The organism is Aeromonas sp. s12 (assembly GCF_040907925.1).
Classification (GTDB): Bacteria; Pseudomonadota; Gammaproteobacteria; order Enterobacterales; family Aeromonadaceae; genus Aeromonas; species Aeromonas veronii.
Genome location: NZ_JBFOCT010000023.1, coordinates 1 through 25,908, shown reverse-complemented (window position 1 = coordinate 25,908; position 25,908 = coordinate 1). Strand labels below are relative to the sequence as shown.

Annotated in this window: 23 protein-coding genes; 9 read left to right on the top strand and 14 right to left on the bottom strand. The window is 51.6% G+C overall.

The annotated features are described in order from the left end of the window. Nucleotides 1-67: 67 nt before the first annotated feature. From AB5Y67_RS11225 to AB5Y67_RS11175, 11 genes are all read right to left on the bottom strand, one after another. Nucleotides 68-1,774, bottom strand: a complete 1,707-nt coding sequence (locus AB5Y67_RS11225; protein WP_152551745.1) for a DUF6056 family protein — start codon at nucleotides 1,772-1,774, stop codon at nucleotides 68-70. A 137-nt stretch (nucleotides 1,775-1,911) separates the two neighbouring features. After that, nucleotides 1,912-3,807: a glycosyltransferase gene (locus AB5Y67_RS11220; protein ID WP_043155069.1), complete on the bottom strand. Its 1,896-nt coding sequence runs from the start codon at nucleotides 3,805-3,807 to the stop codon at nucleotides 1,912-1,914. Nucleotides 3,808-3,836: 29 nt separating this feature from the next. Beyond that, entirely contained in the window at nucleotides 3,837-5,132 is a 1,296-nt protein-coding gene (locus tag AB5Y67_RS11215) for a glycosyltransferase family 4 protein (RefSeq protein WP_152551746.1), read from the bottom strand. Between the two features lie 59 nt (nucleotides 5,133-5,191). Then, a complete protein-coding gene (locus AB5Y67_RS11210) occupies nucleotides 5,192-6,376 on the bottom strand; it encodes an ABC transporter ATP-binding protein (protein ID WP_081844073.1) in 1,185 nt (394 codons plus the stop codon). 9 nt (nucleotides 6,377-6,385) lie between these two features. Then, complete coding sequence (locus tag AB5Y67_RS11205) at nucleotides 6,386-7,156, bottom strand: ABC transporter permease (protein ID WP_201445123.1); 771 nt, start codon at nucleotides 7,154-7,156, stop codon at nucleotides 6,386-6,388. A gap of 8 nt (nucleotides 7,157-7,164) precedes the next feature. Continuing rightward, nucleotides 7,165-7,710, bottom strand: a complete 546-nt coding sequence (rfbC, locus tag AB5Y67_RS11200) for a dTDP-4-dehydrorhamnose 3,5-epimerase (RefSeq protein ID WP_043155070.1) — start codon at nucleotides 7,708-7,710, stop codon at nucleotides 7,165-7,167. Nucleotides 7,711-7,773: 63 nt separating this feature from the next. Beyond that, the gene (rfbA, locus tag AB5Y67_RS11195) at nucleotides 7,774-8,652 is read right to left on the bottom strand and encodes a glucose-1-phosphate thymidylyltransferase RfbA (RefSeq protein ID WP_043155072.1); all 879 of its coding nucleotides are present in this window, start codon (nucleotides 8,650-8,652) and stop codon (nucleotides 7,774-7,776) included. Between the two features lie 112 nt (nucleotides 8,653-8,764). Further along, nucleotides 8,765-9,652: a dTDP-4-dehydrorhamnose reductase gene (rfbD, locus tag AB5Y67_RS11190; RefSeq protein ID WP_043155074.1), complete on the bottom strand. Its 888-nt coding sequence runs from the start codon at nucleotides 9,650-9,652 to the stop codon at nucleotides 8,765-8,767. Beyond that, a complete protein-coding gene (gene rfbB / locus AB5Y67_RS11185) occupies nucleotides 9,652-10,737 on the bottom strand; it encodes a dTDP-glucose 4,6-dehydratase (protein WP_368207744.1) in 1,086 nt (361 codons plus the stop codon). Before rfbB ends, rfbD begins: the two co-directional genes overlap by 1 nt. A gap of 589 nt (nucleotides 10,738-11,326) precedes the next feature. Continuing rightward, complete coding sequence (locus AB5Y67_RS11180; RefSeq protein ID WP_058059856.1) at nucleotides 11,327-14,476, bottom strand: efflux RND transporter permease subunit; 3,150 nt, start codon at nucleotides 14,474-14,476, stop codon at nucleotides 11,327-11,329. 17 nt (nucleotides 14,477-14,493) lie between these two features. Then, the gene (locus AB5Y67_RS11175) at nucleotides 14,494-15,687 is read right to left on the bottom strand and encodes an efflux RND transporter periplasmic adaptor subunit (RefSeq protein ID WP_236320364.1); all 1,194 of its coding nucleotides are present in this window, start codon (nucleotides 15,685-15,687) and stop codon (nucleotides 14,494-14,496) included. A gap of 140 nt (nucleotides 15,688-15,827) precedes the next feature. Between AB5Y67_RS11175 and AB5Y67_RS11170 the strand changes: the two genes are divergently transcribed. The 6 genes from AB5Y67_RS11170 to AB5Y67_RS11145 all read left to right on the top strand — a co-directional run bounded on the left by AB5Y67_RS11170 (nucleotide 15,828) and on the right by AB5Y67_RS11145 (nucleotide 19,843). Continuing rightward, complete coding sequence (locus AB5Y67_RS11170; RefSeq protein WP_040065945.1) at nucleotides 15,828-16,466, top strand: TetR family transcriptional regulator; 639 nt, start codon at nucleotides 15,828-15,830, stop codon at nucleotides 16,464-16,466. A gap of 105 nt (nucleotides 16,467-16,571) precedes the next feature. After that, the gene (locus AB5Y67_RS11165; protein ID WP_368207742.1) at nucleotides 16,572-17,123 is read left to right on the top strand and encodes a hypothetical protein; all 552 of its coding nucleotides are present in this window, start codon (nucleotides 16,572-16,574) and stop codon (nucleotides 17,121-17,123) included. Between the two features lie 192 nt (nucleotides 17,124-17,315). Further along, nucleotides 17,316-18,497: a dicarboxylate/amino acid:cation symporter gene (locus AB5Y67_RS11160; RefSeq protein WP_005359180.1), complete on the top strand. Its 1,182-nt coding sequence runs from the start codon at nucleotides 17,316-17,318 to the stop codon at nucleotides 18,495-18,497. Nucleotides 18,498-18,722: 225 nt separating this feature from the next. After that, nucleotides 18,723-19,037, top strand: a complete 315-nt coding sequence (locus tag AB5Y67_RS11155; protein WP_005338107.1) for a DUF134 domain-containing protein — start codon at nucleotides 18,723-18,725, stop codon at nucleotides 19,035-19,037. Further along, on the top strand, nucleotides 19,034-19,615 hold the full coding sequence (locus AB5Y67_RS11150) for a NifB/NifX family molybdenum-iron cluster-binding protein (protein WP_199428317.1): 582 nt from the start codon (nucleotides 19,034-19,036) through the stop codon (nucleotides 19,613-19,615). Before AB5Y67_RS11155 ends, AB5Y67_RS11150 begins: the two co-directional genes overlap by 4 nt. Before the next feature lie 42 nt (nucleotides 19,616-19,657). Then, the gene (locus AB5Y67_RS11145) at nucleotides 19,658-19,843 is read left to right on the top strand and encodes a hypothetical protein (RefSeq protein ID WP_005338109.1); all 186 of its coding nucleotides are present in this window, start codon (nucleotides 19,658-19,660) and stop codon (nucleotides 19,841-19,843) included. Nucleotides 19,844-20,011: 168 nt separating this feature from the next. On the opposite strand, the gene AB5Y67_RS11140 is transcribed toward AB5Y67_RS11145, so the two are convergent. After that, nucleotides 20,012-21,136 carry an HD-GYP domain-containing protein gene (locus tag AB5Y67_RS11140; protein ID WP_368207740.1) on the bottom strand — a complete coding sequence of 375 codons (1,125 nt, stop codon included), beginning with the start codon at nucleotides 21,134-21,136 and terminating at the stop codon, nucleotides 20,012-20,014. Between the two features lie 292 nt (nucleotides 21,137-21,428). Here AB5Y67_RS11140 and rimO point away from each other — a divergent pair, with 292 nt between their 5' ends. After that, entirely contained in the window at nucleotides 21,429-22,757 is a 1,329-nt protein-coding gene (gene rimO, locus AB5Y67_RS11135; RefSeq protein WP_368207738.1) for a 30S ribosomal protein S12 methylthiotransferase RimO, read from the top strand. An 80-nt stretch (nucleotides 22,758-22,837) separates the two neighbouring features. On the opposite strand, the gene AB5Y67_RS11130 is transcribed toward rimO, so the two are convergent. Together AB5Y67_RS11130 and AB5Y67_RS11125 are read right to left on the bottom strand one after the other, a co-directional pair. Then, nucleotides 22,838-23,419: a DUF1349 domain-containing protein gene (locus AB5Y67_RS11130; protein ID WP_368207736.1), complete on the bottom strand. Its 582-nt coding sequence runs from the start codon at nucleotides 23,417-23,419 to the stop codon at nucleotides 22,838-22,840. A gap of 224 nt (nucleotides 23,420-23,643) precedes the next feature. After that, nucleotides 23,644-24,021, bottom strand: a complete 378-nt coding sequence (locus AB5Y67_RS11125; RefSeq protein WP_257697598.1) for a hypothetical protein — start codon at nucleotides 24,019-24,021, stop codon at nucleotides 23,644-23,646. A gap of 562 nt (nucleotides 24,022-24,583) precedes the next feature. Between AB5Y67_RS11125 and AB5Y67_RS11120 the strand changes: the two genes are divergently transcribed. Both AB5Y67_RS11120 and AB5Y67_RS11115 read left to right on the top strand, forming a co-directional pair. Next, nucleotides 24,584-24,886, top strand: coding sequence for a hypothetical protein (locus tag AB5Y67_RS11120; protein WP_368207734.1), 303 nt, complete (start codon nucleotides 24,584-24,586; stop codon nucleotides 24,884-24,886). Between the two features lie 43 nt (nucleotides 24,887-24,929). Next, the gene (locus AB5Y67_RS11115) at nucleotides 24,930-25,877 is read left to right on the top strand and encodes an IS30-like element ISAs2 family transposase (RefSeq protein WP_019706001.1); all 948 of its coding nucleotides are present in this window, start codon (nucleotides 24,930-24,932) and stop codon (nucleotides 25,875-25,877) included. Nucleotides 25,878-25,908: the final 31 nt, after the last annotated feature.

Sequence of the window (25,908 nt, the reverse complement as noted above, 5' to 3'; positions counted from 1 at the left end):
TGGAGGCTCTGTATATTGGCGAAAGTGTAGACCACTTTCGCCACAAACATGAATTCACGGTAAACTGTTACCGCGTCAGCACAATTGATTCAGATTTTTCTCTAATACCAGTTAATGGCGAATATAACCCATATTCAACTTTACCTATTTTTGAAATGTTGAAATCCTTCTTATGTGTATAAAGCTTATAACAACCCCCACCAAAATGACTTATATCACCCTGAGGGTCAACATTTAAAAACCCAGTATATTTACCATCAACAATGTTGTAATAAACGTGTGTAAACACCGCCAAACCATTATCTTTAGAATCCTTGATCTGTGCGCAATCAAAACCTACAACTATTTTATTGTTAGAAAAACCTTCCTTATAAGGCCAAATACCAATGATCATCTCATCAGTTTTATTTATCTGAGAGGAATTTAAGGCATTTAACTCATCTCTAAGTTGAGAATAATCAAAATGCACCTCTACTGAGGCTATATTTTTTTTATTATAGAACTTTTGCATTGATGCAGCACTATGATGTAAATAATCTATAGAATCACTATCCCTCATGAGCTTTGTCATATAAAAGCCGGGAATGGTAATGTCATTACTCTTACTTTCAATGATTTTCTCTCTAATATCATTTTGCCTGTTAATACTAACTATAGCAGAAAGCATCAAGTAATATGAGACACTAAAATATACTGTAATGACTGAAATAATAATATATATAACTGATTTTTTCTCAACGCTCAGATCATGAGTGATTGCTAGCAAAAAAGATAGCGCACACAACATTAGGATAAAAGCACCATTAGTACTCCGCATTGGAATATAAGGAGCCCCGACTAATGCACCAATAGAAACTAACGAAGCGACAAAGAAAATCATGGAAAATTTTATTTGGCAATATTTCTTTTCATTTGCATTATTATTTATTGATGCCGATGAAACTAAACCAACAATAACAATCGACACAAGCAGAATCCAAAATCCACCCAAAATAGTTGGTACTCGATTACAGAAATGCTCGTAAACTCGTTCAACAAAAGTTAAGGAATACCAATCTGAGAAGGCGTCAATATTAGCTCTTTTTGATTGCCCTGGGCTCAATATTAAAACACAAAAACCCATCACAGCCCAGATAACATAAGAAAAATAAGTTACTTTATTTTTCTTAACTACCAGAAACATAACAAATGATATTAAAACGACAGCAACCGCCAGGCTTTCATTTGATACACCAGACAAAAAAGCAAGAAATGATATTGTCGCAACAGTTAGAGCATTGGGTTTTTCAATATAAGACATTGTTTTAATTGAAAAATAAAAATATATTACAGCAATAAGAGCAACCCATAAGTAATTAGCAGCCCCCACAATCCAAAAACTGGTATGTCCTAACTGTGGGTTTGCGACCCAATATAGACAAAAAATTAATAAAAATGAAAAAGCTGAATGTCGATCTAAAACAAAAGAGAATTTTTTGCTAGATACAGCGTATGGAATTTGCACTACAAAGAAAATAAGGGCAACTATCACAATACCATTTAATATATTAACTATATTTGTACTAAATAAAGTTAATATAATAGAACTAATGTAATCGGCAAGAATCCTACCGCTCCAATTCATGTAGTGATTCAAGTGTTCAGTAAGACCTAAACCAAGATTGAAATAGAAATAATCATCGGAATGCATTGGTACAAATATTGAAAAACCAAAGATAAGTAATGACACCAGTATTAATGTCGCAAAGAAAAAATACCTTCCAGAATTCACCATTATATTTCCCGATATATTAAATCTTGGTTTGGTTGCACGTTATAGACAAAAACAACATCAATTAAAAAGTGGCCATACCGCATAAATATATATTCACGAGACATAACCACTATTTACACTATTCAATGATGAAAGGCTTAAGCTCTATCAATAAGCGCTTCAAGTCTTTTAAATGACTCGCTCCAAGGCCATTCGCATGCTGTTTTAGCACCGTTAGTTAGAAGAGTATTATAGAGATCACTATCATAAATCAAGCTATTAACAGCATCTCGTGCAGAATTAATATCGCCAAGTTCAACTGCAATAGCATTATGTCTATCTATAATATACTCATCCCAACCTGTAACCTTTCCAACAACAGGTACACACCCACAGCCCATAGCTTCAAGCGGAGGGCCAAAGAAGCCTTCAATCCTGCTCATTTTGATAAAAATATCACAAGAACTATAGATAGATGGCATCATGCTCATAGGCACCTTTTCAAAAAATTGATCATATCGCCATCCACTTTTAGGCTTACCAGCACTACTTACAATCCATATTTCACAATCAAGATCTTTTACTGCATGATATGCATCTTCCACTGCCTTAAATGGAATATCAATAGGTCCTTCGATTAAAACACGCTTTTTAGTGCCTTTGGGAATAAATGGCTCAACGGGCTTAAAAAGCAATTGATCAAGACCATTTGGCACATAAAATGCTGAACGCTGGAACTCGGAATGGAACATATTCTGAATCCAAAACGCCTCGGTAAAATATTCATATTTTTTATCATAACCAGATGAAATAAGCTCTTGAACTCCTTTCTCATCAATAAACCGGCGTTCATCAGACTGTACAAAATATAATTTACGGCGTGATAAGATGCGGCTTAAATATGGTTCTGTATTCCATGCTGTAGCTATTAGCAAATCAATATTTTTAATGGCATCGCCGTTGCCAATATGATAAACAGGAACACTATTCTCCATCCAGGAGATATTGCTTTCTTCTGATAAACAAATAAATGAAACATCGTGGCCACGAGAAAGCAAATAATTGGCATGCTTGATAATAATTGCCAGCCCACCAGAGATTCCGAGGCCAGCTACAATCCAACATATTTTTTGTGGGCGAGATACCTTGGTATTGTATTGTTTTAATAGCTCTCGATACCAAACATCATCTCCATTTTGAGAGTGGAAATTCAGCTCATTATTACCTGCATGTAATCTAAGAGAAACAAGAACATCAGGGAGAGACTTCAATTTATAGTTATAATAATTCAGCCTAGCCCATAACTCATGGTCCTCTCTATATTTCATATTTCTATTGATGCATCCAACAGCCATAAGAGCATCCCGTCTTACCATAACTGTGCTCTGACATGGAATACAATTTTCAAGGTGTTCTTTAAGCGTTCCATCTGGGCTATGCACAACCATCCCATCTTCTATACCAGAAATTTGACGAGATCCATCAACAATAGCTCTCCAAGAGCCATACACCCCAGAATATGAAGAGTTATTACTTAAAAAAGAAACTGAAAGTTCTAAGCGATTATTAGATGCAATATCATCACTATCTAAAAAAGCAATATATTCACCCTGTGCTTCTAAAATTCCCTTATTGCGCCCTCTAACCGCATTTCCAGATGAACGTGGGTATTTAAAAATTTTCACACGCTCATCATTTCTATATTGCTCGACGACTTGAAGCGTCTCGTCTGGTGAACCATCGCAGACAAGAATTAGCTCTATATTTTTATATGTTTGATTTAATATTGAATCTATTGCAGCTTGCAATTCCCATGTCCGATCATATATAGGAATGATAACTGAAACTAAATTTTCTATACTATTATTACTTTCAGTCGCAGACACCATGTTGATACTTTTTTTATTAATATTCTTGCCACCAATTGACAGCATGGATATCAACTGCTTTCTTTTAGAGAGAGCCAATGACAATGAATATTTTAAACCTCTATCTCTAGTTAAAAGAATAAACCGCTTCAATGCAAATTTAAGAATAGAAAAATTATATTTCATATTAATGTTCTTCAGTTGTTCTGTTTTTATTAAAAATGACGAATAAAAGTTTTAAGTTTTCGCCTTAACAAAGCCACAAAGCTGTTATTGATCATTGATTTTACATCGTCAGTTATAGCGCTCAATATATCTCTATTTTCTGCTAAAAGCCCTCTATGCTCAGCCAGCATATATTCATATTCTTTGCATTGCGCAACTAATATGTTAACTGTATCATTACAAATTAAGCAATCATTATTTAATTTTTCAATTAGGCGAGCCTGATGCATAACACTATCACTAAGAGTTAATATGTTTTGGCTAATAGCTTTATTATCAGAACCATCTACAATTTTTTGCAAAAATCTATTACTAAGTAATAGTTTGCTATAGGCAAGTGCATGTTTAACTTGTAGAGCATCGCAAATTATTTTTTTAAACTCAAAACCATTCAAATTAAAATATTTATCAATATTTGATGCTATATCTCGCTCGGCAGCCATACGTCCATATACTTGCTGAAAGGTATCGAGAGCTGAAGGAAAACCATCTATTAATTCTTTAATAATAGTGCTAGCATCTTTTTTACTACAGGCTGGACGACCTGAAAAATTGTAGTAAGAATTTAATTCATAATTATCAGCATCAAGATATCCATCCCCACCAAAGTGGTCATATATATATACAGGCACTTTCGCTGAAACAGCAAAAACAACTGTATAGCCTATAGTAATGACCGCATCATACTTTGAAAGTATAGAATCATTCAGCATTTCAACCTTGGCTGCTGAGCCATAATAGTCGAAATGTAAGTTATGGTCTAATGATGGTAACTCTAATAATTCCTGTGGAGGATGATTAGAAACAACTGCCACTTTATTCAGAGTTTGCTTCAACTCAAATGCATCATTTTGAAAAGAACAAGAGTTATGAAATACATAAATATCATCTGCCGCAATACCACACCGAATCAGCTCTTCTTTTGTTTCATCTGAGTTGCATAGATAGCTATCAAATAGCTGACCTGAGCAAAGTGGAGCCTCTATAGGCTCATAAGGGCTTAGTGAGAAGTAGCATAACTTCCTACAACTTACACCTTTTGGGAAAAAAAACGGGAGCGTGTGGGTATGAAAACAAATAACAAGATCATATTCATGATCCATACCATCAACCAAGTCATTTATTCTTACACCAGCCAGCTGCTGATGATAAAAGTCACCTATATCGATGCATCCTATATGTACCTGATGATTTTCTCTAATAAATGCCTGTGTGAGTTCATAAACAACTCTCTCAGCCCCCGCATAATTTCGCAAGGATTGGCATAATATAGCAATCTTAAACATAAGATATCACTCTTTCGCCACGCTTATAATATGACCAAATAAAAGCACCAATATAAAACTTAGCTAAGCTTCCATGAATGATCTACTATGGCCACTAAGCCTTCATATTTATCTAAGCCTTTCTCATTTTTTGGTACAACAACATTAAAATGAGCTAAATAGTCAATTCTATCATAATGAAATGTATTCAACTCATCAGTTATTGAAACAGATAAACTATAATTTCCAAATAAAAGCGGAATGTTTTTTATATCTATAACAACCGACTTAGGAACATTCTTAATACTAACAGAATCTCTTACCGTGCTAAAGATTGACACTATCTTATCAGAAGAATCTCTGACTATCACACCAATACCGATACCTGACTGGGGAATCGGTTGAATCAACTCTATAGCAAAAGATATTATGAGATCTCCACCAGTCTCAATTACATCACTGTTAATATTGAAATCTTTTATTCTCAGTTTTGGAGAGCTTGGAGTCATGGCTAACGCCTGTTTCGACTCGATAGTAACCATAGGCATAGTTTCTCGCATGTATGCGCTACATACATCTTTAGCTGAGGCATCCATTTTAATCTTGCCATGCTCTAACCAAATCGCGCGTGTACAGAAGTTCCTTACCATTGGGATTGAGTGACTTACAAAGAAGATCGGGATACCTGAGTCTCGAAGTTCTTTCATCTTGTTTATAGACTTTTCTTGAAATGCCATATCACCGACACTTAAGGCTTCATCCACGATCAATAAGTCAGGGGAAGAGTGCACAGCAATAGAGAATGCAAGCCTGGCAAACATACCTGAGGAATATGTTTTAACAGGCCTGTCTATAAAATCCAAAATTTCCGAAAAATTTATTATCTCTTGCTCTTTTTCGGCTATTTCCTTGCTACTCATACCGATAAGGGAACCGTTTAATGATATGTTTTCCCTGCCAGTATATTCAGGATTAAAACCGGCCCCTAACTCGAGCAAAGCTGCTATTTTCTTTGGCTTGGATACATTACCAGTAGATGCTTTCAATGTTCCACAAATAATCTGAAGCAAGGTTGACTTACCAGCACCATTCTTGCCGATAATACCAACAGTCTCACCCTTTGAAATTGAAAATGAGATATTATCTAAGGCATGAAAAAACTCACTGCTCTTAACTGCTGATTTAATACCGAGATTAAAAAATATTCGCCGCCACGGGCTTCTACTAATATTGAATTTTTTACTAACATTCTCAACTTTTAGCATATTAAAAACTCACGTAAGATCGGCAAAATCTTCTTCCAATGCTTTGAATAAAAAGACACCCATAGCACATGCAAGTAGACTAAAAAAAGTAACCATCATAATGGAATTAAAATCAACATATGATTCAAGTACAATTTTACGGGCCCCTGAAATAATTGGCGACAGGGGGTTGTATTTTATAACACTTTCGAAGATGGGGCTAACCTTCTTAGCATCAAAGAAAACAGGAGATATAAACATCAATACAGGATTGATAAAGTTGGCAACATTGCCTAGATCTTTTATATAAGAACCAAGAGCAGAAAGTATTGTTGAAATTGCAAACCCAATAAAAAACAATGGAATTGCATATAAATATATCGATAGCCAGATAATATTTATCGTGCCAGCATCATATGCTCTATATAGCAAAACCAATGTCATATTTATAACCAAGATAAATAATGCACTAATCGTTGAAGACAATGGTATTGATAGTCTATTGAAAACAACCTTCTTAATTAAACTAGCATTATTATTAATCAAGTCAGATGATTTCCCAATCATCTCCGTCATAAAAAAATAAGGGGTTAGACCACAAAACAATGCAACAGTATAGTTAAATTCTAACCCATCGATATCCCACCGCGCCTTAAAAACATATTGAAAAACAGCAGAATATAACGCTAACAATAAAAGAGGGCTCAACACAACCCATGCAGGTCCCAATACACTACCTTTATATTTTGTTAGCAATTCCCTGCGACTAAATTCAAGCGAAAGCCTTAATAACTGCATCATCAAAAACCTTATTCAAAGCATTCTGCAAATGAAAAACCAACAGCCATTTTATCTTTTTCTGACAACATAGGAATAACATCCCCCCAATTGACATTGATCTCTTTATCATTCCAAAGGATGCTCCTTTCATGTTTAGGAGAGTAATAGTTTGTCGTTTTATATAAAAACTCAGCTGTCTCACTTATAGTGAAAAAACCATGTGCAAACCCTTCCGGGATCCACAACTGTCGCTTGTTTTCACCTGACAAGTGAACGCCAACCCACTGGCCGAAGGTCGGTGAGCTTTTGCGAATATCCACCGCCACATCAAACACTTCACCTGCAACACAACGCACCAGCTTGCCCTGGGCATGGGGAGGCAGTTGATAGTGCAAACCACGCAACACCCCTTTCGAGGATTTGGAATGATTATCCTGCACAAAGTTAACCGGATATCCTACCGCCTCTTCGAACAACTTGTGGTTGAAACTCTCAAAGAAAAAACCACGCTCATCACCAAATACTTTTGGTTCAAAAATAAGCACGTCAGGAATCGCTGTCTTGATTACATTCATCTGTCTATCCACATTTGATTCTATTTTTATGGGGGGAGCATCTTCCCTCCCCCCTATATCACATCAGGCTTTGGCAACCATTCTTAACAAATATTGTCCATAGGCATTCTTCGCCAATGGCGCAGCAAGCTCACGTATCTGGTCGGCACTGATAAACTTCTGGCGATAGGCGATCTCTTCCGGACAAGCCACTTTCAACCCCTGACGGGTCTCGATGGTCTGAATAAAGTTGCTCGCTTCAATCAGGCTTTCATGGGTACCGGTATCCAGCCAGGCATAACCACGGCCCATCATGGCCACCGACAGATTGCCTTGCTCCAGGTAGATACGGTTCACATCGGTAATTTCCAGCTCACCACGGGGCGATGGCTTCAGGCTCTTGGCGATCTCCACCACGCTGTTGTCGTAGAAATAGAGGCCGGTCACCGCATAGTTGCTCTTGGGCTCCAGTGGCTTCTCTTCCAGAGAGATAGCGGTACCCTCTTTATCAAATTCCACCACCCCATAACGCTCGGGGTCATGCACATGGTAGGCAAAGACGGTAGCGCCACTCTCTTTGGCCGCTGCCGCCGCCAACTGCTTCTGCAGGTCGTGGCCGTAGAAGATGTTGTCCCCCAGCACCAGCGCACAGGGGTCTGACCCGATAAACTCTTCACCCAGAATAAAGGCTTGTGCCAACCCGTCCGGACTTGGCTGCACCTTGTACTGCAAATTCAGGCCCCACTGGCTACCGTCACCCAGTAGTTGCTCAAAGCGGGGAGTATCTTGCGGCGTGCTGATGATCAAAATATCGCGAATCCCCGCCAGCATCAGGGTGCTCAGCGGATAGTAGATCATCGGCTTGTCATAGATGGGCAGCAGCTGCTTGCTCACCGCCATGGTGACTGGATAGAGACGGGTGCCCGAGCCACCGGCCAGAATAATGCCTTTACGTTTGATCATGATGCTTGTTTCTTATTTTTAAATTGCAAAAGTAAAGGGTGGCTTGCGGCCACACCTTCCTGTTTTATCCCTGCCAGCCAGGGAGGCAGTCACTACATCCCAGGCCAGTAATTTACTTACCGAGGATCTCGGTCAACATACGCTCTACACCGACGGTCCACTCCGGCAGCACCAGATCGAAGGTGCGCTGAAATTTGCTGGTATCAAGGCGGGAGTTATGGGGGCGTTTGGCCGGTGTCGGGAAGGCACTGGTCGGCACCGCATTGAGCTGCGCCACCGCCAGTTCAACGCCGGCTTCTTTGGCTTTGGCAAACACCAGCTGGGCGTAGTCAAACCAGGTGGTGGTACCGGAGGCAATCAGATGGTACAGCCCGGCGACCTCGGGTTTGCGCTGCGCAACACGGATTGCATGGGCGGTGCAATCGGCCAGCAACTCGGCGCCGGTCGGTGCGCCGAACTGGTCATTGATCACTGACATCTCGCTACGCTCTTTGCCAAAGCGCAGCATGGTCTTGGCAAAGTTGGCGCCGCGAGCGGCATAGACCCAGCTGGTACGGAAGATCAGATGACGAGTGCAGAGGGACGCACCTTGTTCACCCGCCAGCTTGGTTTCGCCGTAGACGTTAAGCGGTGCAGTCGCATCGGTTTCAACCCAGGGGCGCTCACCGCTGCCATCGAACACATAGTCGGTGGAGTAATGCACCAACCAGGCACCCAATGCTTCCGCTTCTTTGGCGATCGCCGCTACACTGGTCGCGTTGAGCAGCTCGGCAAACTCACGCTCGCTCTCCGCCTTGTCGACTGCGGTATGGGCCGCGGCGTTGACAATCACGTCCGGCTTGACCAGACGTACCGTATCGGCCACCCCTGCCGGGTTGCTGAAATCGCCACAATAGTCGGTGGAGTCAAAATCAACGGCAGTGATGCGCCCGAGCGGGGCCAGTGCACGCTGCAGCTCCCAGCCTACCTGGCCGTTTTTGCCAAACAGCAGGATATGCATCAGATACGCTCCCCGTAATTCTGCTCAATCCAAGACTGGTAGGCACCGCTCTTGACGTTACTGACCCACTGCTGGTTATCCAGATACCACTGTACAGTTTTGCGAATGCCAGACTCGAAAGTTTCTTGCGGTTGCCAAGCAAGTTCGGCACTCATCTTGGTCGCATCGATGGCATAGCGGCGATCGTGGCCGGGGCGATCCGCCACATAGGTGATTTGCTCACGATAAGAGCCTACCTTTGGCACCATCTCGTCCAACAAATCGCAGATGGTGTATACCACCTCCAGATTCTGCTTCTCGTTATGACCGCCGATATTGTAGGTCTCCCCCACCAAGCCCGTGGTCACCACCTTGTAGAGCGCGCGCGCGTGATCTTCCACATAGAGCCAGTCACGGATCTGGTCGCCTTTGCCATAGACAGGTAACGGCTTGCCATCCAGCGCGTTAAGAATGACCAGCGGGATCAGCTTCTCGGGGAAGTGGTACGGGCCGTAGTTGTTGGAGCAGTTGGTGACGATGGTTGGCAGACCGTAGGTGCGGCGCCAGGCGCGCACCAGATGGTCGCTGGAAGCCTTGGAGGCAGAATAGGGGCTGCTGGGGGCGTAGGGGGTGGTTTCGGTAAAGAGCGGCAATGGTTCACCGGCAGCCACTTCATCCGGATGGGGCAGATCACCATACACCTCGTCAGTGGAGATATGGTGGAAGCGGAAGGCCGCCTTGCGCACCTCATCCAGACCGTTCCAGTAGGCGCGGGCCGCTTCCAGCAACATATAGGTGCCGACGATATTGGTCTCGATAAAGTCAGCCGGCCCTGTGATGGAGCGGTCAACATGGCTTTCGGCAGCCAGATGCATCACCGCATCCGGCTGATGCTGGGCAAAAACCCGATCCAGCTCGGAACGGTTGCAGATATCTACTTGTTCGAAGGTATAACGATCGCTGGACGAGACATCGGCCAGGGATTCCAGATTGCCAGCATAGGTGAGTTTATCGAGATTGATAACGGAATCTTGGGTATCACGGATGATATGGCGCACCACGGCAGAGCCGATAAAACCAGCGCCACCGGTAACGAGAATTTTCATAGATATGTTATCTCTTGCAAAGAGTTGATATGTGACAGGTGCGGACTGAAATGGAGTAAAACGCTGAAGAGTTGAGGCAATGTCTAAAATTCACTCAATATCCGAGATCCGGGGATCTGACATTTTAAACAAAGCAAAAGTTACATTGATAACAGGTAAACATCATGGCTACCGCCCCTGGGTTACAGCCCCCAGCTTGCTGCTTTTTACCATATTGTTCACGCCTTTGGTCATCATGCCTCCAGCATCGTTATGTCTTGGCAGCGTTGATCGCAACCCTCTCTCACGGGCACGCCGCGAGTTGGCACACTGCACCAGCCCGATTTTATAGGGAATTCTATCCCGTTTTTCCCAAGGATGAACAGTTGAAAGTAATTCGTGATGGGTGCAACTTGAGGCTCATCACAACCTCAAGAGCGCGAAACGCCTACTCATACCTCGCTTTTTCAATTACAACCACGCAATCTTTGCTTACATTTTTCACAAAAAACAGGGCAACCCATGGGGTTGCCCTGTTTGATTGTCAGCCAGACCAAAGCTGGCTGGCGATTTATTGAACTCCGTTCAAATTAGCTAAACCTGCATGCCATCAGTCACCTTTTGACTCAACTGCTGCGGCCATGCGCGCCTCTTTACTCTTGTGGCTGGTGAAGTAACGCATCACCAGCACAAAGAAGAGCGGCACGAAGAAGATGGCCAGCACAGTGGCACTGATCATCCCCCCCATCACGCCGGTACCGATGGCGTTACGGCTGCTGGCACCGGCGCCGGAGCTGATCACCAGCGGCAGCACCCCGAGGATAAAGGCGAGCGAGGTCATCAGGATCGGGCGCAGACGCAGACGCGCCGCCTCCACCACCGCCTCACCCAAGCCCATCCCTTTGTCGTAGAGCTCTTTGGCAAATTCCACGATCAAAATCGCGTTTTTCGCCGACAAGCCTATGGTGGTGAGCAGACCGACCTGGAAGTAGACGTCGTTCTCCAGCCCGCGCAGGGTGGCAGCCACAATGGCCCCCAGTACCCCGAGCGGCACCACCAGCATCACCGAGAACGGAATGCTCCAGCTCTCGTAGAGGGCCGCCAGACAGAGGAACACCACCAGCAAGGAGATGGCGTAGAGCGCAGGCGCCTGTGAACCGGCCTGCCGCTCCTGGAAGGAGAGCCCGGTCCACTCGATACCCACCCCTTCCGGTAGCTGTTTCACCATCTGCTCGATGGCGGCCATCGCATCACCGGTACTCTTGCCGGGCGCCGCCTCACCGACGATCTCCATCGCCGGCACGCCGTTGTAACGCTCCAGACGCGGTGAGCCGAAGCTCCATTCGGTGCTGGCAAAGGCGGAGAAGGGCACCATCTGACCGGCACTGTTGCGCACATACCAGAGTTTCAGATCTTCCGGGTTCATCCGGAAGGGGGCATCCGCCTGCATGTAGACCTTCTTGATCCGGCCACGATCAACGAAGTCATTGACGTAGGACGAGCCCCAGGCAGTGGCCAGGGTGTTGTTGATATCCGCGATGGAGAGCCCCTGCGCCAGCGCCTTCTCGTAGTCGATCTTGATGTCGAGTTGCGGCGTATCTTCCATCCCGTTCGGGCGTACCCGCACCAGAGTAGGATCCTGCGCCGCCATGCCGAGCAGTTGGTTACGCGCCGCCATCAGCTTGTCGTGACCGATACCGCCGCGATCCTGCAGGAAGAAGTCAAAACCGGTCGCCGTACCCAACTCCGGGATCGGAGGCAGGTTAAAGGCGAACACTTGCGCCTCCTTGATGCTGAACAGATAGCCCATGGCGCGGCCGATAATGGCATTGGCACTGCGATCCGGGCTCTTGCGCTCGCTCCAGTCCTTGAGCTTGATAAAGGCCATCCCCGCGTTCTGGCCACTACCGGCGAAGCTGAAGCCAGATACGGTCAGGACGGAATCTACGTTATCCTTCTCGTTTTTCAGGAAATAGTCGCGCATGTCTGCCAGCACCACCTCGGTGCGCTGCTTGGTGGCCCCCACCGGCAGTTGCACCATGGACATGATGACCCCCTGATCCTCTTCCGGCAGGAAGGAGGTGGGCATTCGCATAAAGAGCACTGCCAGTACCGCCAGCATGGCACCGTAGATCAGGCTGTAGCGCACGCCCTGTTTGATCACCTTGCGCACGCCGCTCTGATAGCGGTTGGTACCGGCATCAAAGGCGCGGTTGAACCAGCCAAAGAAGCCTCGCTTGGCTCCAAATTCGCCATGTTTCATCGGCTTGAGCAGGGTGGCACAGAGCGCCGGGGTCAGGATCAACGCCACCAGCACCGACAGCACCATGGCAGAGACGATGGTCAATGAGAACTGGCGATAGATGGCACCGGTCGAGCCGCCGAAGAAGGCCATCGGCACGAACACGGCGGAGAGCACCAACGCGATCCCCACCAGCGCGCCGGTGATCTGGGTCATCGACTTGCGGGTCGCTTCCAGCGGGGAGAGATCCTCCTCACTCATCAGACGCTCCACGTTCTCCACCACCACGATGGCGTCATCCACCAGCAGGCCGATGGCCAGCACCATACCGAACATGGTGAGGGTGTTGATGGAGAAACCGAACGCCGCCATCACCCCGAAGGTACCGAGCAGCACCACAGGCACCGCAATGGTCGGGATCAGGGTGGCGCGGAAGTTCTGCAGGAACAGATACATGACGCAGAACACCAGGAAGATCGCCTCGATCAGGGTCTGCACCACCTCCTCGATGGAGATCTTCACAAACGGCGTGGTGTCGTAGGGGTAGACGATCTCCATGTTGGCCGGGAAGTAATCCGACAGCTCATTGAGCTTGGCACGCACCTTCTCGGCGGTATCCAGCGCGTTGGCACCGGTCGCCAGCTTGATGGCGACCGCGGCGGTAGACTGGCCGTTGTAGAGCGCATCGGCGTCATAGCTTTCGCCCGCCAGCTCGACCCGGGCCACATCTTTCAGCCGTACCTTGGAGCCATCCTGATTCACCCGCAGCAGGATGTCGTTGAACTGCTCCACGGTAGAGAGACGGGTCTGCCCCATGATGGTGGCGGTGAACTGCTGATCTTCTACCGACGGGGTACCACCCAGCTTGCCGAACGCCACCTGGGCGTTCTGCGCCTTGATGGCTGCCTGCACATCACCCGGGGTCATCTGCACCCGGTTGAGCTTGTTGGGATCGAGCCAGACCCGCATGGAGTACTGGCTGCCGAACAAGGTTATGTCCCCTACCCCGTCCAGACGACTCAGAGGCTCCTTGATGTTGGAGACCACATAGTCCGCCAGATCGTCGTTGTTCATACTGCCATCGCTGGAAATGAAGGCCGCGACCATCAGGAAGCTGCTGGAGGTCTTCTGCACCCGGATCCCCTGCTGCTGCACCTCTTGCGGCAGCAGCGACATCGCTTGCTGCAGCTTGTTCTGCACCTGCACTTGGGCGATATCGGGATCGGTCCCCGGCTGGAAGGTGAGGGTCACCGACACCCGCCCCGCGGAGTCAGACTGGGAGGACATGTAGAGCAGGTGATCCAGCCCGGTCATGTTCTGTTCGATGATCTGGGTCACCGAGTCTTCCACCGTTTTGGCGGATGCGCCCGGATAGCTGGCGGAAATACCGACCGCGGGCGGCGCAATACTCGGATACTGGGCGACCGGCAATTTGATGATGGCCAGGCTACCCGCCAGCATGATCACCAGCGCGATCACCCAGGCAAAAATGGGTCTGTCTATAAAAAATCGAGCCATGAGGCGACTACTCCATCCTACTTGTTGGCCGGGGTGTTGGACGCAGCTTGAGCAGACGGTGCATCAGCACCCTGCTCGGCGGGATTGACCACGGCGCCCGGTCGTACTTTCTGCAAGCCAGCCACAATTACCCGCTCGCCGGAGGTGAGCCCTGACTCCACCACCCAGTTGCTGCCGACGACACGGCTCAGCTGCACGTTGCGCAGCTCCACCTTGTTATCAGCGGTTACCACCATCACGGTGGCGCCGCCATTGGGGGTGCGAGTCACGGCCGTTTGCGGCACCAGCAGTCCTTGCGCCCGTTCTCCCTCTTGCAGGGTGGCGCGCATAAACATGCCGGGCAGCAGCAGCTGGTGAGGATTGGGCACAATCACCCGCAGGGTCACCATGCCGGAGGTCTCATCCACGGTCACATCGGAGAACTGCAGCGAGCCCTCTTCGCCATAAGTGGAGCCATCTTCCAGCTGGAAGGTCACCTTGGCCCCTTTCTGCTCGTCCTGGGTCAGCTTGCCCTCGGCGACCAGTCGCTTGAGGCGCAGCAGATCGGCGGTGGACTGACGCACATCCACATACATGGGATCGAGCTGCTGAATGGCGGTCAGGCTGTCAGCCTGCTGGGCAGTCACCAGCGCCCCCTCGGTCACCGCGGATTTACCGATGCGGCCACTGATGGGGGCGGTGATGCGGGTGTAACCGAGATTGATCTCGGCAGTGCGCAGGGCCGCCTTGCTCGCCATGATCTCCGCCTTGGCCTGCTTCCAGCTGGCGTCGGCGTCGTCATAGTCCTGACGGCTGATGGATTTGACCTTGAGCAGCTCCTGATAGCGCTGCGCCTTGAGGCGGGCACTCTGCTCGTTAGCCTCGGCCTTGGCCAGATTGGCTTTGGCGCTGGCGACTGCCGCCTGATAGACAGCCGGATCGATCTGATAGAGCAGATCGCCCGCCTTCACATCGCTTCCCTCGGTAAAGAGGCGCTTGAGGATGATGCCGCTCACCTGCGGACGCACTTCGGCCACCCGCAACGGGGCACTGCGACCGGTCAACTCGGTGGTCAACATCAGCGGACCGCTCTGCAGAGTCACCACGTTGACCGCCGCGGGGGGCATGTCGCCCTGTCCCTGGGGAGCGCCCCCCTTGTCACCACAACCTGCCAGCAAGCCTGTAGCCAGCAAGGCAAGACCAACTGAACGAGCAAGAATATGTTTATGCATGAAACACCTGAGCCTTTGCCAGTCAATGAACAATCAGGGCCACATGGGCCCTGTTGGTAAATAGTCGAAAGATGAGGCAATATACATACATTCATAAATGTATGTAAGTGACTTTTTGCTTGCATGAGGCACAAATTTCGATGGCCAGACGAACCAAAGAAGAGGCGCAGCAAACCCGCTGCCACATCATGAGCACGGCGCTGGATCTGTTCTGCTCTCAGGGCCTGGCCAAGACCAGCCTGACCGACATTGCCAGAGCGGCAGACCTGACCCGCGGGGCCATCTATTGGCACTTCAAGAACAAGGATGAACTCTTCATTTCGCTCTGGCAGGAACTCTGCAGCCCCCTTGCCCACCAGCTCGATGCCTGCCTCAATCCAGATGAGCCGGATCCGCTGGGGCAACTGCGCCTCTTCTTCGAAGGGGTGCTCCACAGCTTCATTCACAATCCGGCCCAGCGGCAGATGTTCACCATACTGTTCAATCTCGAATCGCTGGAGGGGGAAGCCATCTCACTGCGCGAGCATATCCGCAGCCAGTCCGCCAACTTCTTTCGAGACCTGGAGACCACCCTGGCCAATGCGGTACGGCGGGGCCAACTGCCCGCCAACCTCAACCTGCAGCGCGCCGCCACCCTGCTCCACTGCACTCTGGATGGCTACATCATCAACTGGCTCCACTTTCCGGGGCGGATAGACCTGCAGGGCGAATCAGCCTTCCTGATAGAGAGCATGTTCACCATGCTGGCCCAGCCCCACGGGCCTGCCTGCGGCCGCTAACCGGCTCCGGCAACGTCCTCACATCCAAATCGGGGCCTGACCGCGCGCTTTGGCAGTCAGGCCCCGATTTGTTACCCTGTGCGCCCCCTGCTTGAGGTAACCCCTGTGCCACACTCTGACGCCATCCCCGCTTCCCGGCCATTTAACGACCAGCACGCCCGCGCTCGGGCTGCCTTTGTGGCGCGTCTCAAACCCGGTGCTCACCTGCTCAATGGTCAGTGCGGTATGGGGGAGGATCTGTGCTGGCTGCGTGCAGAAGGGTATGTGGTCACCGCCTGTGAAGCTGTGCTGGCTGACGCCAAAGTCGCCTCACAGCAATCCGGACAAGCAGTGCGGGTCTGCTCGCTGGCGAAGATGCACTCGGTACTCCCTTACGATGGCATCTGGCTGAGCCGCCCGCTTGATAGCGACACGGCCACCCTTGTCCCCCTGTTGCAACAGTTGGCGACCCTGCTCAAAGCGGGCGCTCCGCTCTGCTTCCCCCTGCCGCCAAGAGGCAAGATAAGTCACGCTCAGCTACAGCAACTGGTCACCACATCCGGGATAGCACTGCAACTGGCGCCGATGGAAGCCGTATCAGCCAGTACGTCAGATTCCTCAAGTCAAAACGCCAACCAGTACGTCATGTTGCTGCGTGGCGATCATCAGGCCACCTAACGGGCTAATTCATCACGGATTTTCCCGTTCAACGCCAAGCCGACAGCTAGTCGGCGATCTTGACCTTCGACAATATTTAACTCGGCGTTAACGCAGAAAAGGCAGACATAACACGGCTTACGTGTTAAAAAGTGTGATTAATATCAAAATTTAATAACAAAACAGACAATACAACCAACTCCGGATTTCCTTATGAAACTTGTCCTGAAACTCATTGCTGGCATCCTTGCCGGTCTCTTGCTCGGTCTCTACGCCCCTGAGTGGGTGGCGCGCGTGCTGTTTACGGCCAAGACAGTGATAGGTCAGCTCATCACCTTCACCATTCCGCTCATCATTCTGTTCTTCATCATGAGCGGCATCGCCAGCCTGCCGAAAAACTCCGGCAAGCTGCTGGGCAAAACCGTGGCCCTCTCCTACTGCTCCACCATTCTGGCGGGGCTGTTCGCCTTTACCGTGGCGAGCCACCTGATCCCGCAGTTCACCACCGCCGCCGAGCCCACCACGGCCACGGCCATCAAGCTCGCCTCCTACGTCAATCTGGAGATCCCGCCGCTGTTTGGCGTGATGTCAGCACTGGCCGCCGCCTTCGTGTTCGGTATCGGGATCAGCGCCACCCAGGCCACCGATCTGCGCCGGGTCGCCGATCAGGGCCGTGACATCATCGACCGCCTGCTGGCCAAGGTGATCATCCCGCTGCTGCCGTTCTACATCGCCGGGGTCTTTGTCGAGATGACGGTAGAAGGCACCGTGTTCGCCACCCTGAAAACCTTCGGCGTGGTGCTGGTGATGGCGATCCTGATGCACTGGATCTGGCTCTCCGTACTGTTCGTGGGTACCGGTCTGGCCCTTGGCCGCTCACCGGCCCAGCTTATCAAGAACATGCTGCCCGCCTACTTCACCGCGCTTGGGACCATGTCGAGCGCCGCCACCATTCCGGTCGCCCTGCAATCGAGCAAGAACAACGGGGTGAGCGACGGTATCGCCAACTTTACTGTGCCCCTGTGCGCCACCATTCACCTCTGTGGCTCCACCATTACCCTGGTCACCTGTGCCACCGCGGTGATGTTCCTCTCCGAGCATCTGGCCATTCCGGGCATCGAGACCATGCTCCCCTTCATCATGATGCTGGGGGTGATCATGATCGCCGCACCAGGCGCGCCGGGTGGTGGCGTGATGTCGGCGCTGGGCCTGCTCACCTCCATGCTCGGTTTCGGTGAAGCCTCCATCGCCCTGATGATCGCCCTCTATCTGGCGCAGGACAGCTTCGGCACCGCCTGCAACGTCACCGGTGACGGCGTGATTGCCCTGTGGGCGGATCGCTTCGCCAACGGTAGCGAGAGCGCAGCTCCAGTGGCCGAGGCCGAACAGGCATAAGCTCGCCGGGAAGGCCCGACCATCCTCTGCAAAAACCGCAGGCCCGAACCATGTTCGGGCCTGCGTCGTTTCTGCCACCTTCACTGCTTTTGTACGTATTCCTCCTCCCCCCTCTTTACCCCTCTCTGCCATGAATAGCACTGGCGCAGCTCTCTACACTCGACAAAATTATTGGCATATGCCACATATGAGCGTATAAATAGCTTATGCCAATTAGGAGCCACCATGCCAAGACCCAAGATTGCCCGCCAGATCTGTGGCCGCCCCGCCAACAGCTGCTTCAAACCCAACGGCCGCCCCATGCATCAGCTGGAACAGGTCACGCTGGCCCCTGACGAGTTCGAGGCACTGCGCCTCGTCGACCTTCAAGGAATGCAGCAGCAGGAGGCAGCCCTGGTGATGGGGGTCTCCCGCCAGACCCTGGCCAATATCCTGAAAAAAGGGCGCTATAAAGTGGTGGAGTGTCTGAGTCTGGGCAAGGCATTGATGATGCAACCCGCCGAGCCCGACCACCCAACCAGTGGAGAAGAGCCGACATGAATGCTGTCACAACCATGACCACCAACCCCAGCAACAGCGCCCTGATGCTGAGTCAGGGGCTGCTGGCTGGCCACTTTACCCGTGCCGAGCAGCTGCAAATTCTTAACCCAGAAGGGAACGTCATCGCCACCCTGGCCAACCCGGCCGCCGCCGAAGGCTGCCACGGCAAGCAAGCGCTGCTCGACGCCCTCGCCCATCATCAGGTGGGTCAGGTGGTGGTACGCAATATCGGCGAGCGGATGCTAAGTCGCCTGCTGGCGGCCAATATCCGGGTGCTGCAGTGCCGCACGGCCCGCCTGCCGCTGCCCGCGCTGCTGGCCCCCGCCAATTTGCAACCTCTTACCGAGGCCAGTCAGGGCCGTCCATCTCGCCGTCATCAGAGCAAGGCGACTATCCGTGCCATCCAGCCCCTCGGCGCAGGCCAGAGTCATGCGAATTGCCACGGTGGGTGCAACAGTGGCTCCGATCACTGTTGCGCCAGTAGTGGCAATCAGGCAGAGAGCCCACTGCAAGGCCATACTTGTTGCCACGGCCGTGAAGGCGCCAACCAGCAGGGCGGTTGCTGCCATCATCACTGATGCCATCGCAGTGCATGTCATCACCATCAAGGAGAAGAGATCATGTCCATCTGGTTGTTGAGCCTGCTCGCCTCGTTCGTGTTGATCCTGGCCATGGGCACCATCATCTGGTGGCGCCAATACCAGCTTGCCCAGAAGCGGGAAGATAAAGAGGTGCGTCCCTGTGGCTGCTCCAGCGCCTGCGCGGATCACCTCTATCAGATCAGCGAGCCGACGCCCAAAAAGTAACCTGACCGCACACGCCATAGCCGCAGATAGAAGGTCGGCAAAATAAGGGCGCATGAAATAGAAAAGGCGCATAAAAGAGAGGGGGCACCTGCTGGTGCCCCCTCTCTTGTTATGCTTTCTATTCATGCTTGAACCGCCTCTTCCCCCCCTTACGCTCATCACACACGCTCAACCCGGCTCGGCGCCGCTGGCCGCCACGCTCGCAGAGCAGGCCGGATCCTGATACTGCTGATAGATGGCATAAAACTCGGCCTTGTTCTGCAGGGCTGCGGCGACACAGGCGGGATCAAACTGGCTGCCGGCATGCTCCTCCAGATAGGCAAACGCCGTCTCGAACGGCCATGCCTTCTTGTAGGGGCGCTCGCTGGTAAGGGCATCAAACACATCGGCCACCGTCACAATGCGTGCTGCCAGCGGGATCGCCTCCCCCGCCAGCCCCAGCGGATAGCCTGTGCCGTCGAAACGCTCGTGATGGCTGGCGATGATGTTGGTCAGCATGTCGGTGTGGTGAATGCCATCGAGACCAAACTCGTTGATCATCAAGCTGATCATCTCCCGCCCCTTGCCGGGGTGGATCTTCATGATCTCGAACTCTTCCGGTGTCAGCTTGCCCGGCTTGAGCAAAATGGCATCCGGCACCGCGATCTTGCCGATGTCGTGCAGCTCGGAGAAGAGGTAGATAAACTCCACCTCCTCATCGCTCAGCCCGCAAGTCGGGGCCAGCGTCTTGGCAATCAGCCGGGAGTAGGCCGACATCCGGTGCAGATGGTTGGCAGTCTCCTCATCCCGATAACGGCTGAACTCCCGCGCCGTGGTCAGCGCGCCGCCAAGGGTCTGGATGGAGAAAAACTCAACCGCAATGATGGCCGAGAGCGCCTGGGCATAGGCCGACAGCTCGCTACGGATCGGCTCCTCGAAGTATCCCGGCTCCATGGCATCGCAAAAAAGAAAGCCAAACAGCTTGCTGTTGAACAGCAGCGGCTCGGTATAGCTGGAGGCATAGCCCGCCTCCAGCACCTTGCGGCGGTGCTCCGACGCCGAGCCACGCAGGGCATCGAGATTGCCGAGTACCCGGGGCTGCTTGTGCTCCGCCAGATAACTCAGGGAGGGGACATCGCTCAACTTCACCTCATACTGCACCAGTGGCGAGGGCCCCTCGGTGCTGTGAGCAAAGGTCTTGAGCTGATCGGTATGCGGGTCATAAATCGCGATGGCTACCCGACTCAGCTTGTCAAAGCGCTGCCTGAGCGTGGCATGTACGCTCTGCATTTTTTCGCCAAATGAACTTTCCATCGCCTTCTCCAACGGGACCCCGTGATGGAAGTATAGTGACTCCCTTTGACGCTCTCCCCGCCACAGCAGCAAAATTGACAGAAAAATCAACAAAGCAGCATCCCCACAACAAGCCCGCACGGCAGAGGCAATAGCCCTACCAAGGGCGCGCCATCAGCGGCTGCTGGTGCAGCACAATCTTGCCTGGTCGGAGATATTGTTCGGTTCTGCCATGCTGGCTGTATAGTTTTTGGTTAACCATTCCGGTAAAATCCGCGCCCTTAAAGAAGAGCCACCTAAGAGTGATTGAGCGATGTCCAACACAAAACAGGCCCCCAAAGTAGGATTCGTCTCCTTGGGTTGCCCCAAAAACCTGGTCGATTCAGAACGCATCCTGACCCAGCTGCGTACCGAAGGGTACGATGTGGTGCCCAGCTATGACGATGCCGAGCTGGTCGTCGTCAACACCTGCGGCTTTATCGACAGCGCGGTGCAAGAGTCGCTGGAAGCAATCGGCGAAGCGCTGGCCGAGAACGGCAAGGTGATCGTCACCGGCTGCTTGGGTGCCAAAGAGAACCAGATCCGCGAGATCCACCCCAAGGTGCTCGAGATCACCGGCCCCCACGCCTATGAAGAGGTGCTGGGTCACGTCCACAAATATGTGGAGAAGCCGCAGCACAACCCCTTCACCAGTCTGGTACCGGCCCACGGCGTCAAGCTGACCCCGCGCCACTACGCCTATCTGAAGATTTCCGAGGGCTGCAACCACCGCTGCACCTTCTGCATCATCCCCTCCATGCGCGGGGATCTGGTGAGCCGCCCCATCGGCGACGTGCTGGCCGAAGCCAAGCGCCTGAAAGAGGCGGGCGTGAAGGAGCTGCTGGTGATCTCCCAGGACACCTCCGCCTACGGCGTCGATGTGAAGCACCGCACCGGTTTCTACGACGGCATGCCGGTCAAGACCAGCATGGTCGCCCTGTGCGAAGAGCTGGCCAAGCTCGATATCTGGGTACGCCTGCACTACGTCTACCCCTACCCGCACGTAGATGACGTCATCCCGCTGATGCGTGATGGCAAGGTACTGCCCTACCTCGATATTCCGCTGCAGCACGCCAGCCCGCGCATCCTCAAACTGATGAAACGCCCGGGTACGGTCGAGCGCACCCTGGAGCGGATCCAGAAGTGGCGCGAGATCTGCCCGCAGATCACCCTGCGCTCCACCTTTATCGTCGGCTTCCCGGGCGAGACCGAGGAAGATTTCCAGATGCTGCTGGACTTTATCGACAAGGCGGAGCTGGATCGCGTCGGCTGCTTCAAATACAGCCCGGTCGAAGGGGCGCTGGCCAACGAGCTGCCGGATCCGGTACCGGAAGAGATTCAGGAAGAGCGCTTCCAGCGCTTTATGGAGCTGCAACAGCAGGTCTCCATCCGCAAACTGGCCCGCAAAGTGGGTCAGGAGATGACCGTTATCATCGACGAAGTGGACGAAGAGGGTGCCACTGGCCGCTCCTTCGCCGATGCGCCGGAGATCGACGGTCTGGTCTACCTCAACGGCGAAACCGGCTTCAAGCCGGGCGACATGGTCAAGGTACGGATCGACGAATCCGACGAATATGACCTGTGGGCCAGCCTGATCAGCTAATTGAGGCCTTACCAGCCAAATGAAAAAAGCGCCTGCGGGCGCTTTTTTATTGGCTCAATGTCACAGGCAAAACCGCTGAACTAGCTCAAATCATGGAGCGCCTTGCCAAGAGGCGGCGTGAGGCGCAAGTCAGAGAAGCGCACCGTCAGCCCCTGCCGCTCCGGCGTGCAGCACATCACCCCGATAAAACAGCGCTCGCTTGGCGGGAACGGGGCGAGGCGCAGCAGCGGCCACACCTTGCCATCGGTGGAGTATTGCAAACGCAGGCAATCGGCCAGCCGGGTCAGCCGCAGCCAGAAGCGACGCGGATTACCGGTAAAGATGCCGGTGGCCCAGTCAGAGCGCGGATTGGTCAGCACGCTGCCGATCATCGGCTGGGCATCGTTGTACTCGATCCCCGCTTTCAGCCAGTGCGCCTCGTCTTGCAGCAGCATCAGCCCCGCCTGATCGTAGAGGGTGGTGAACTCCCCCTCGACGCAGACCTGAAAGGTAAACTCCCCCGCCACCTCGCAGCCATAAAGATGCCCGCTGTGGCGCTCGAAGCCATACCAGGTGCTGCGCCAAAAATCGGTCTGCTTGTCCGTGACTACCTGCAAACCGTCGTCTGTCTGGTGCCACTCGGCAGGCTCATTTAGCCAGCGCCACACCGTCCCTTCCATCATCCTGCTTTGCTCCCTTATCGCGCGTAATCCCGCAAAAATGGGGCTCGCCAACCCCTCGACCGGTCACGGCAGGTAATGGGTGCGCCTCTGCGGAATCCATAAAAGGAGTCAATAGTGTCGCTATTGCAGCCCCGATACAAGGCTTGTGCGTTGCGCCATAAGTGCGCCCAAAAAGCGCGGGGGGCCTGATGGCCCCCCGCAAACACACCGGATGAGAAAATGCCTTACTTGGCGGCGCTATCCTTCATGCACTTCTGGATAAAGCTGTTCTTGGCCGCGCCAGCCAGCTTCTTGTCGGCCGCCGCCTTCTCGCACTTGGTCGCCGGATCGATCGCCGCGCCCGTCTTTACGCACTTCTGGATAAAACTGTTTTTGGCCGCTCCGGCCAGCTTCTTGTCGGCGGCCGCCTTTTCGCACTCGCCGGTCGCAGCGCCAGCGGCATCTTTCACACACTTGCCGACAAAGCTGGTTTTGGCGGCGCCGTTAAGCTTTTTGGCCGCGGCTTGCGCCTCGCACTGCAACTGGGCTGCGTCGTTGGCAAAGACCGGATTGGCCAGCAGCACGCTGCCGCAAAGCAGGCCGAACAGGATGGTACGCTTCATGGGAGATCTCCTCTCTATCTAGTGATGTGTTTGCCTGGTCATATTGGCATGACGATGTGTTGCAAATGGCTGTGATTGCAACAGCTGATTGTTGCCGCAGATCCCCCACCTCGCCAGCTTGAGAGACGGAGCAGAGGGCAACCATCGCCCGCACTATAGCGCCGATTGGCTGAGCGGGATTGTCCCTAGCCAACCTTCGCCACCAGCAAGCCAGCCACCCTCTTCCCCACCACGCCTACCAACCCCAATAAAATCAAGGGCCATGGGAATCCAGTGCCCGATCCGTGCGATTTGTTGAGCCAGCGCAAAAAAGGCGATTTTTCTGATAGTTACGTCATTTTTTGACTGGTGAGAGCAGATTCGATTGGCTTAACATAGCCATCAGGTGCCTATTCATCAGTGATGGGCTGCTGCCCCCCGCTGGTTATGGAGCATATTGGAAGCTGTAATCCACGAGCAGTAGCGTGGGTTTTGGTGGCGTTACGCCTCACCCAAAAGGTGGGTGTCCCAAATTTAAAATTTCGGTTCCAAATTTCGGTTAATATAAATAAGGATTATTAAAATGATTTTTGAAGAAAAAGATATGAGAGATTTGGAGAAAGCAGTAAATTTATTGGAGCAAGATACAATCACAGAAAAAATGACTCAGGTTGTTGGAAAACCAATAGATTACTTGATGAGTAAGCTTCCTAAAGGTGCTGAAAAACAAATTCATAACCTAGTAGAAAAAGCACTTCACAAGGCTGCAGACGCGGCTCTGGGGAGCTTAAACAATGAGCCAAATCGCGAAGCATCAACTAAAACGGGAATTCAGATAATAAGTGCGACACTCATGGATGAATGGCGAGAGGTGGCCAACTGCTGATTGGTGGTACCCTTCTGCTCGCCAAAGTAAAAGCAGTATCACCATGAGCTATCAGCAGTTGACCGAGGGGCAACGATACCAGTTATCGGTGCTTCGCGCACAGGGGATGTCCATCCTTGCCACCGCACGCGCCATTGGCGTTCATCGCTCCACCCTCTACCGGGAGCTGCGTCGTAACGCCGGGCCGCAGGGCTACCAGCCAGACAATGCGCATCAGCACGCCACCCACCGACGGGCCAGTGCGGCCAAATCTCGGCTATCTGCCGATGTCATCCAGTTTGTCGAGCTGACACTCGCCTGGTGGTGGAGCCCGGAGCAGATAAGCGCGGTGGGCAAGCAGATAGGCCTCATGGTGAGTCACGAGTGGATATACCGCCATGTGGCCGCCGACAAAGCCCGGGGTGGCCAGTTGTACCGCCATCTGCGCCAGGGCCACAAGCGCTACCGCAAGGGGGCGAGCAGCCTGCGTTCTCCCATCAAGGAAGCCCGCTCTATTGATGAACGGCCGGCTATCGTCGATAGCCGGGAGCGGCTCGGTGATTGGGAGGCGGACACGGTGCTGGGCAAGCAAGGCACAGGTGCACTGGTCACCCTGGTGGAGCGCAAGAGCCGGCTCTATCTGGTCAAGCGGGTCGCGAGCAAACAGGCTGGGGTGGTGCGGGATGCGATAATCGAGATGTTAACTCCCTACATCGAGCAGGTGCATACCATCACCTTTGACAACGGCGGCGAGTTTGCCGAACACAAGGCGATAGAGGAAGCGCTGGGTGCCGAGACTTACTTTGCGCACCCTTACTCTTCGTGGGAGCGCGGTCTGAACGAGAACAGCAATGGGCTGTTGAGGCAGTTTATCCCAAAGGGAACAGACCTGAGAGAGGTCACGGACGAGGATGTCAGGAGAGCGGAGCAGTGGCTCAACCTACGACCTCGGAAATGTCTCGGATTCAGGCAGCCTGTCAAGGTATTCGAAGAGTACCGTCAGGCGGCATAGGCGAGTGTCGCACTTCGAAGTTGAATTCGCG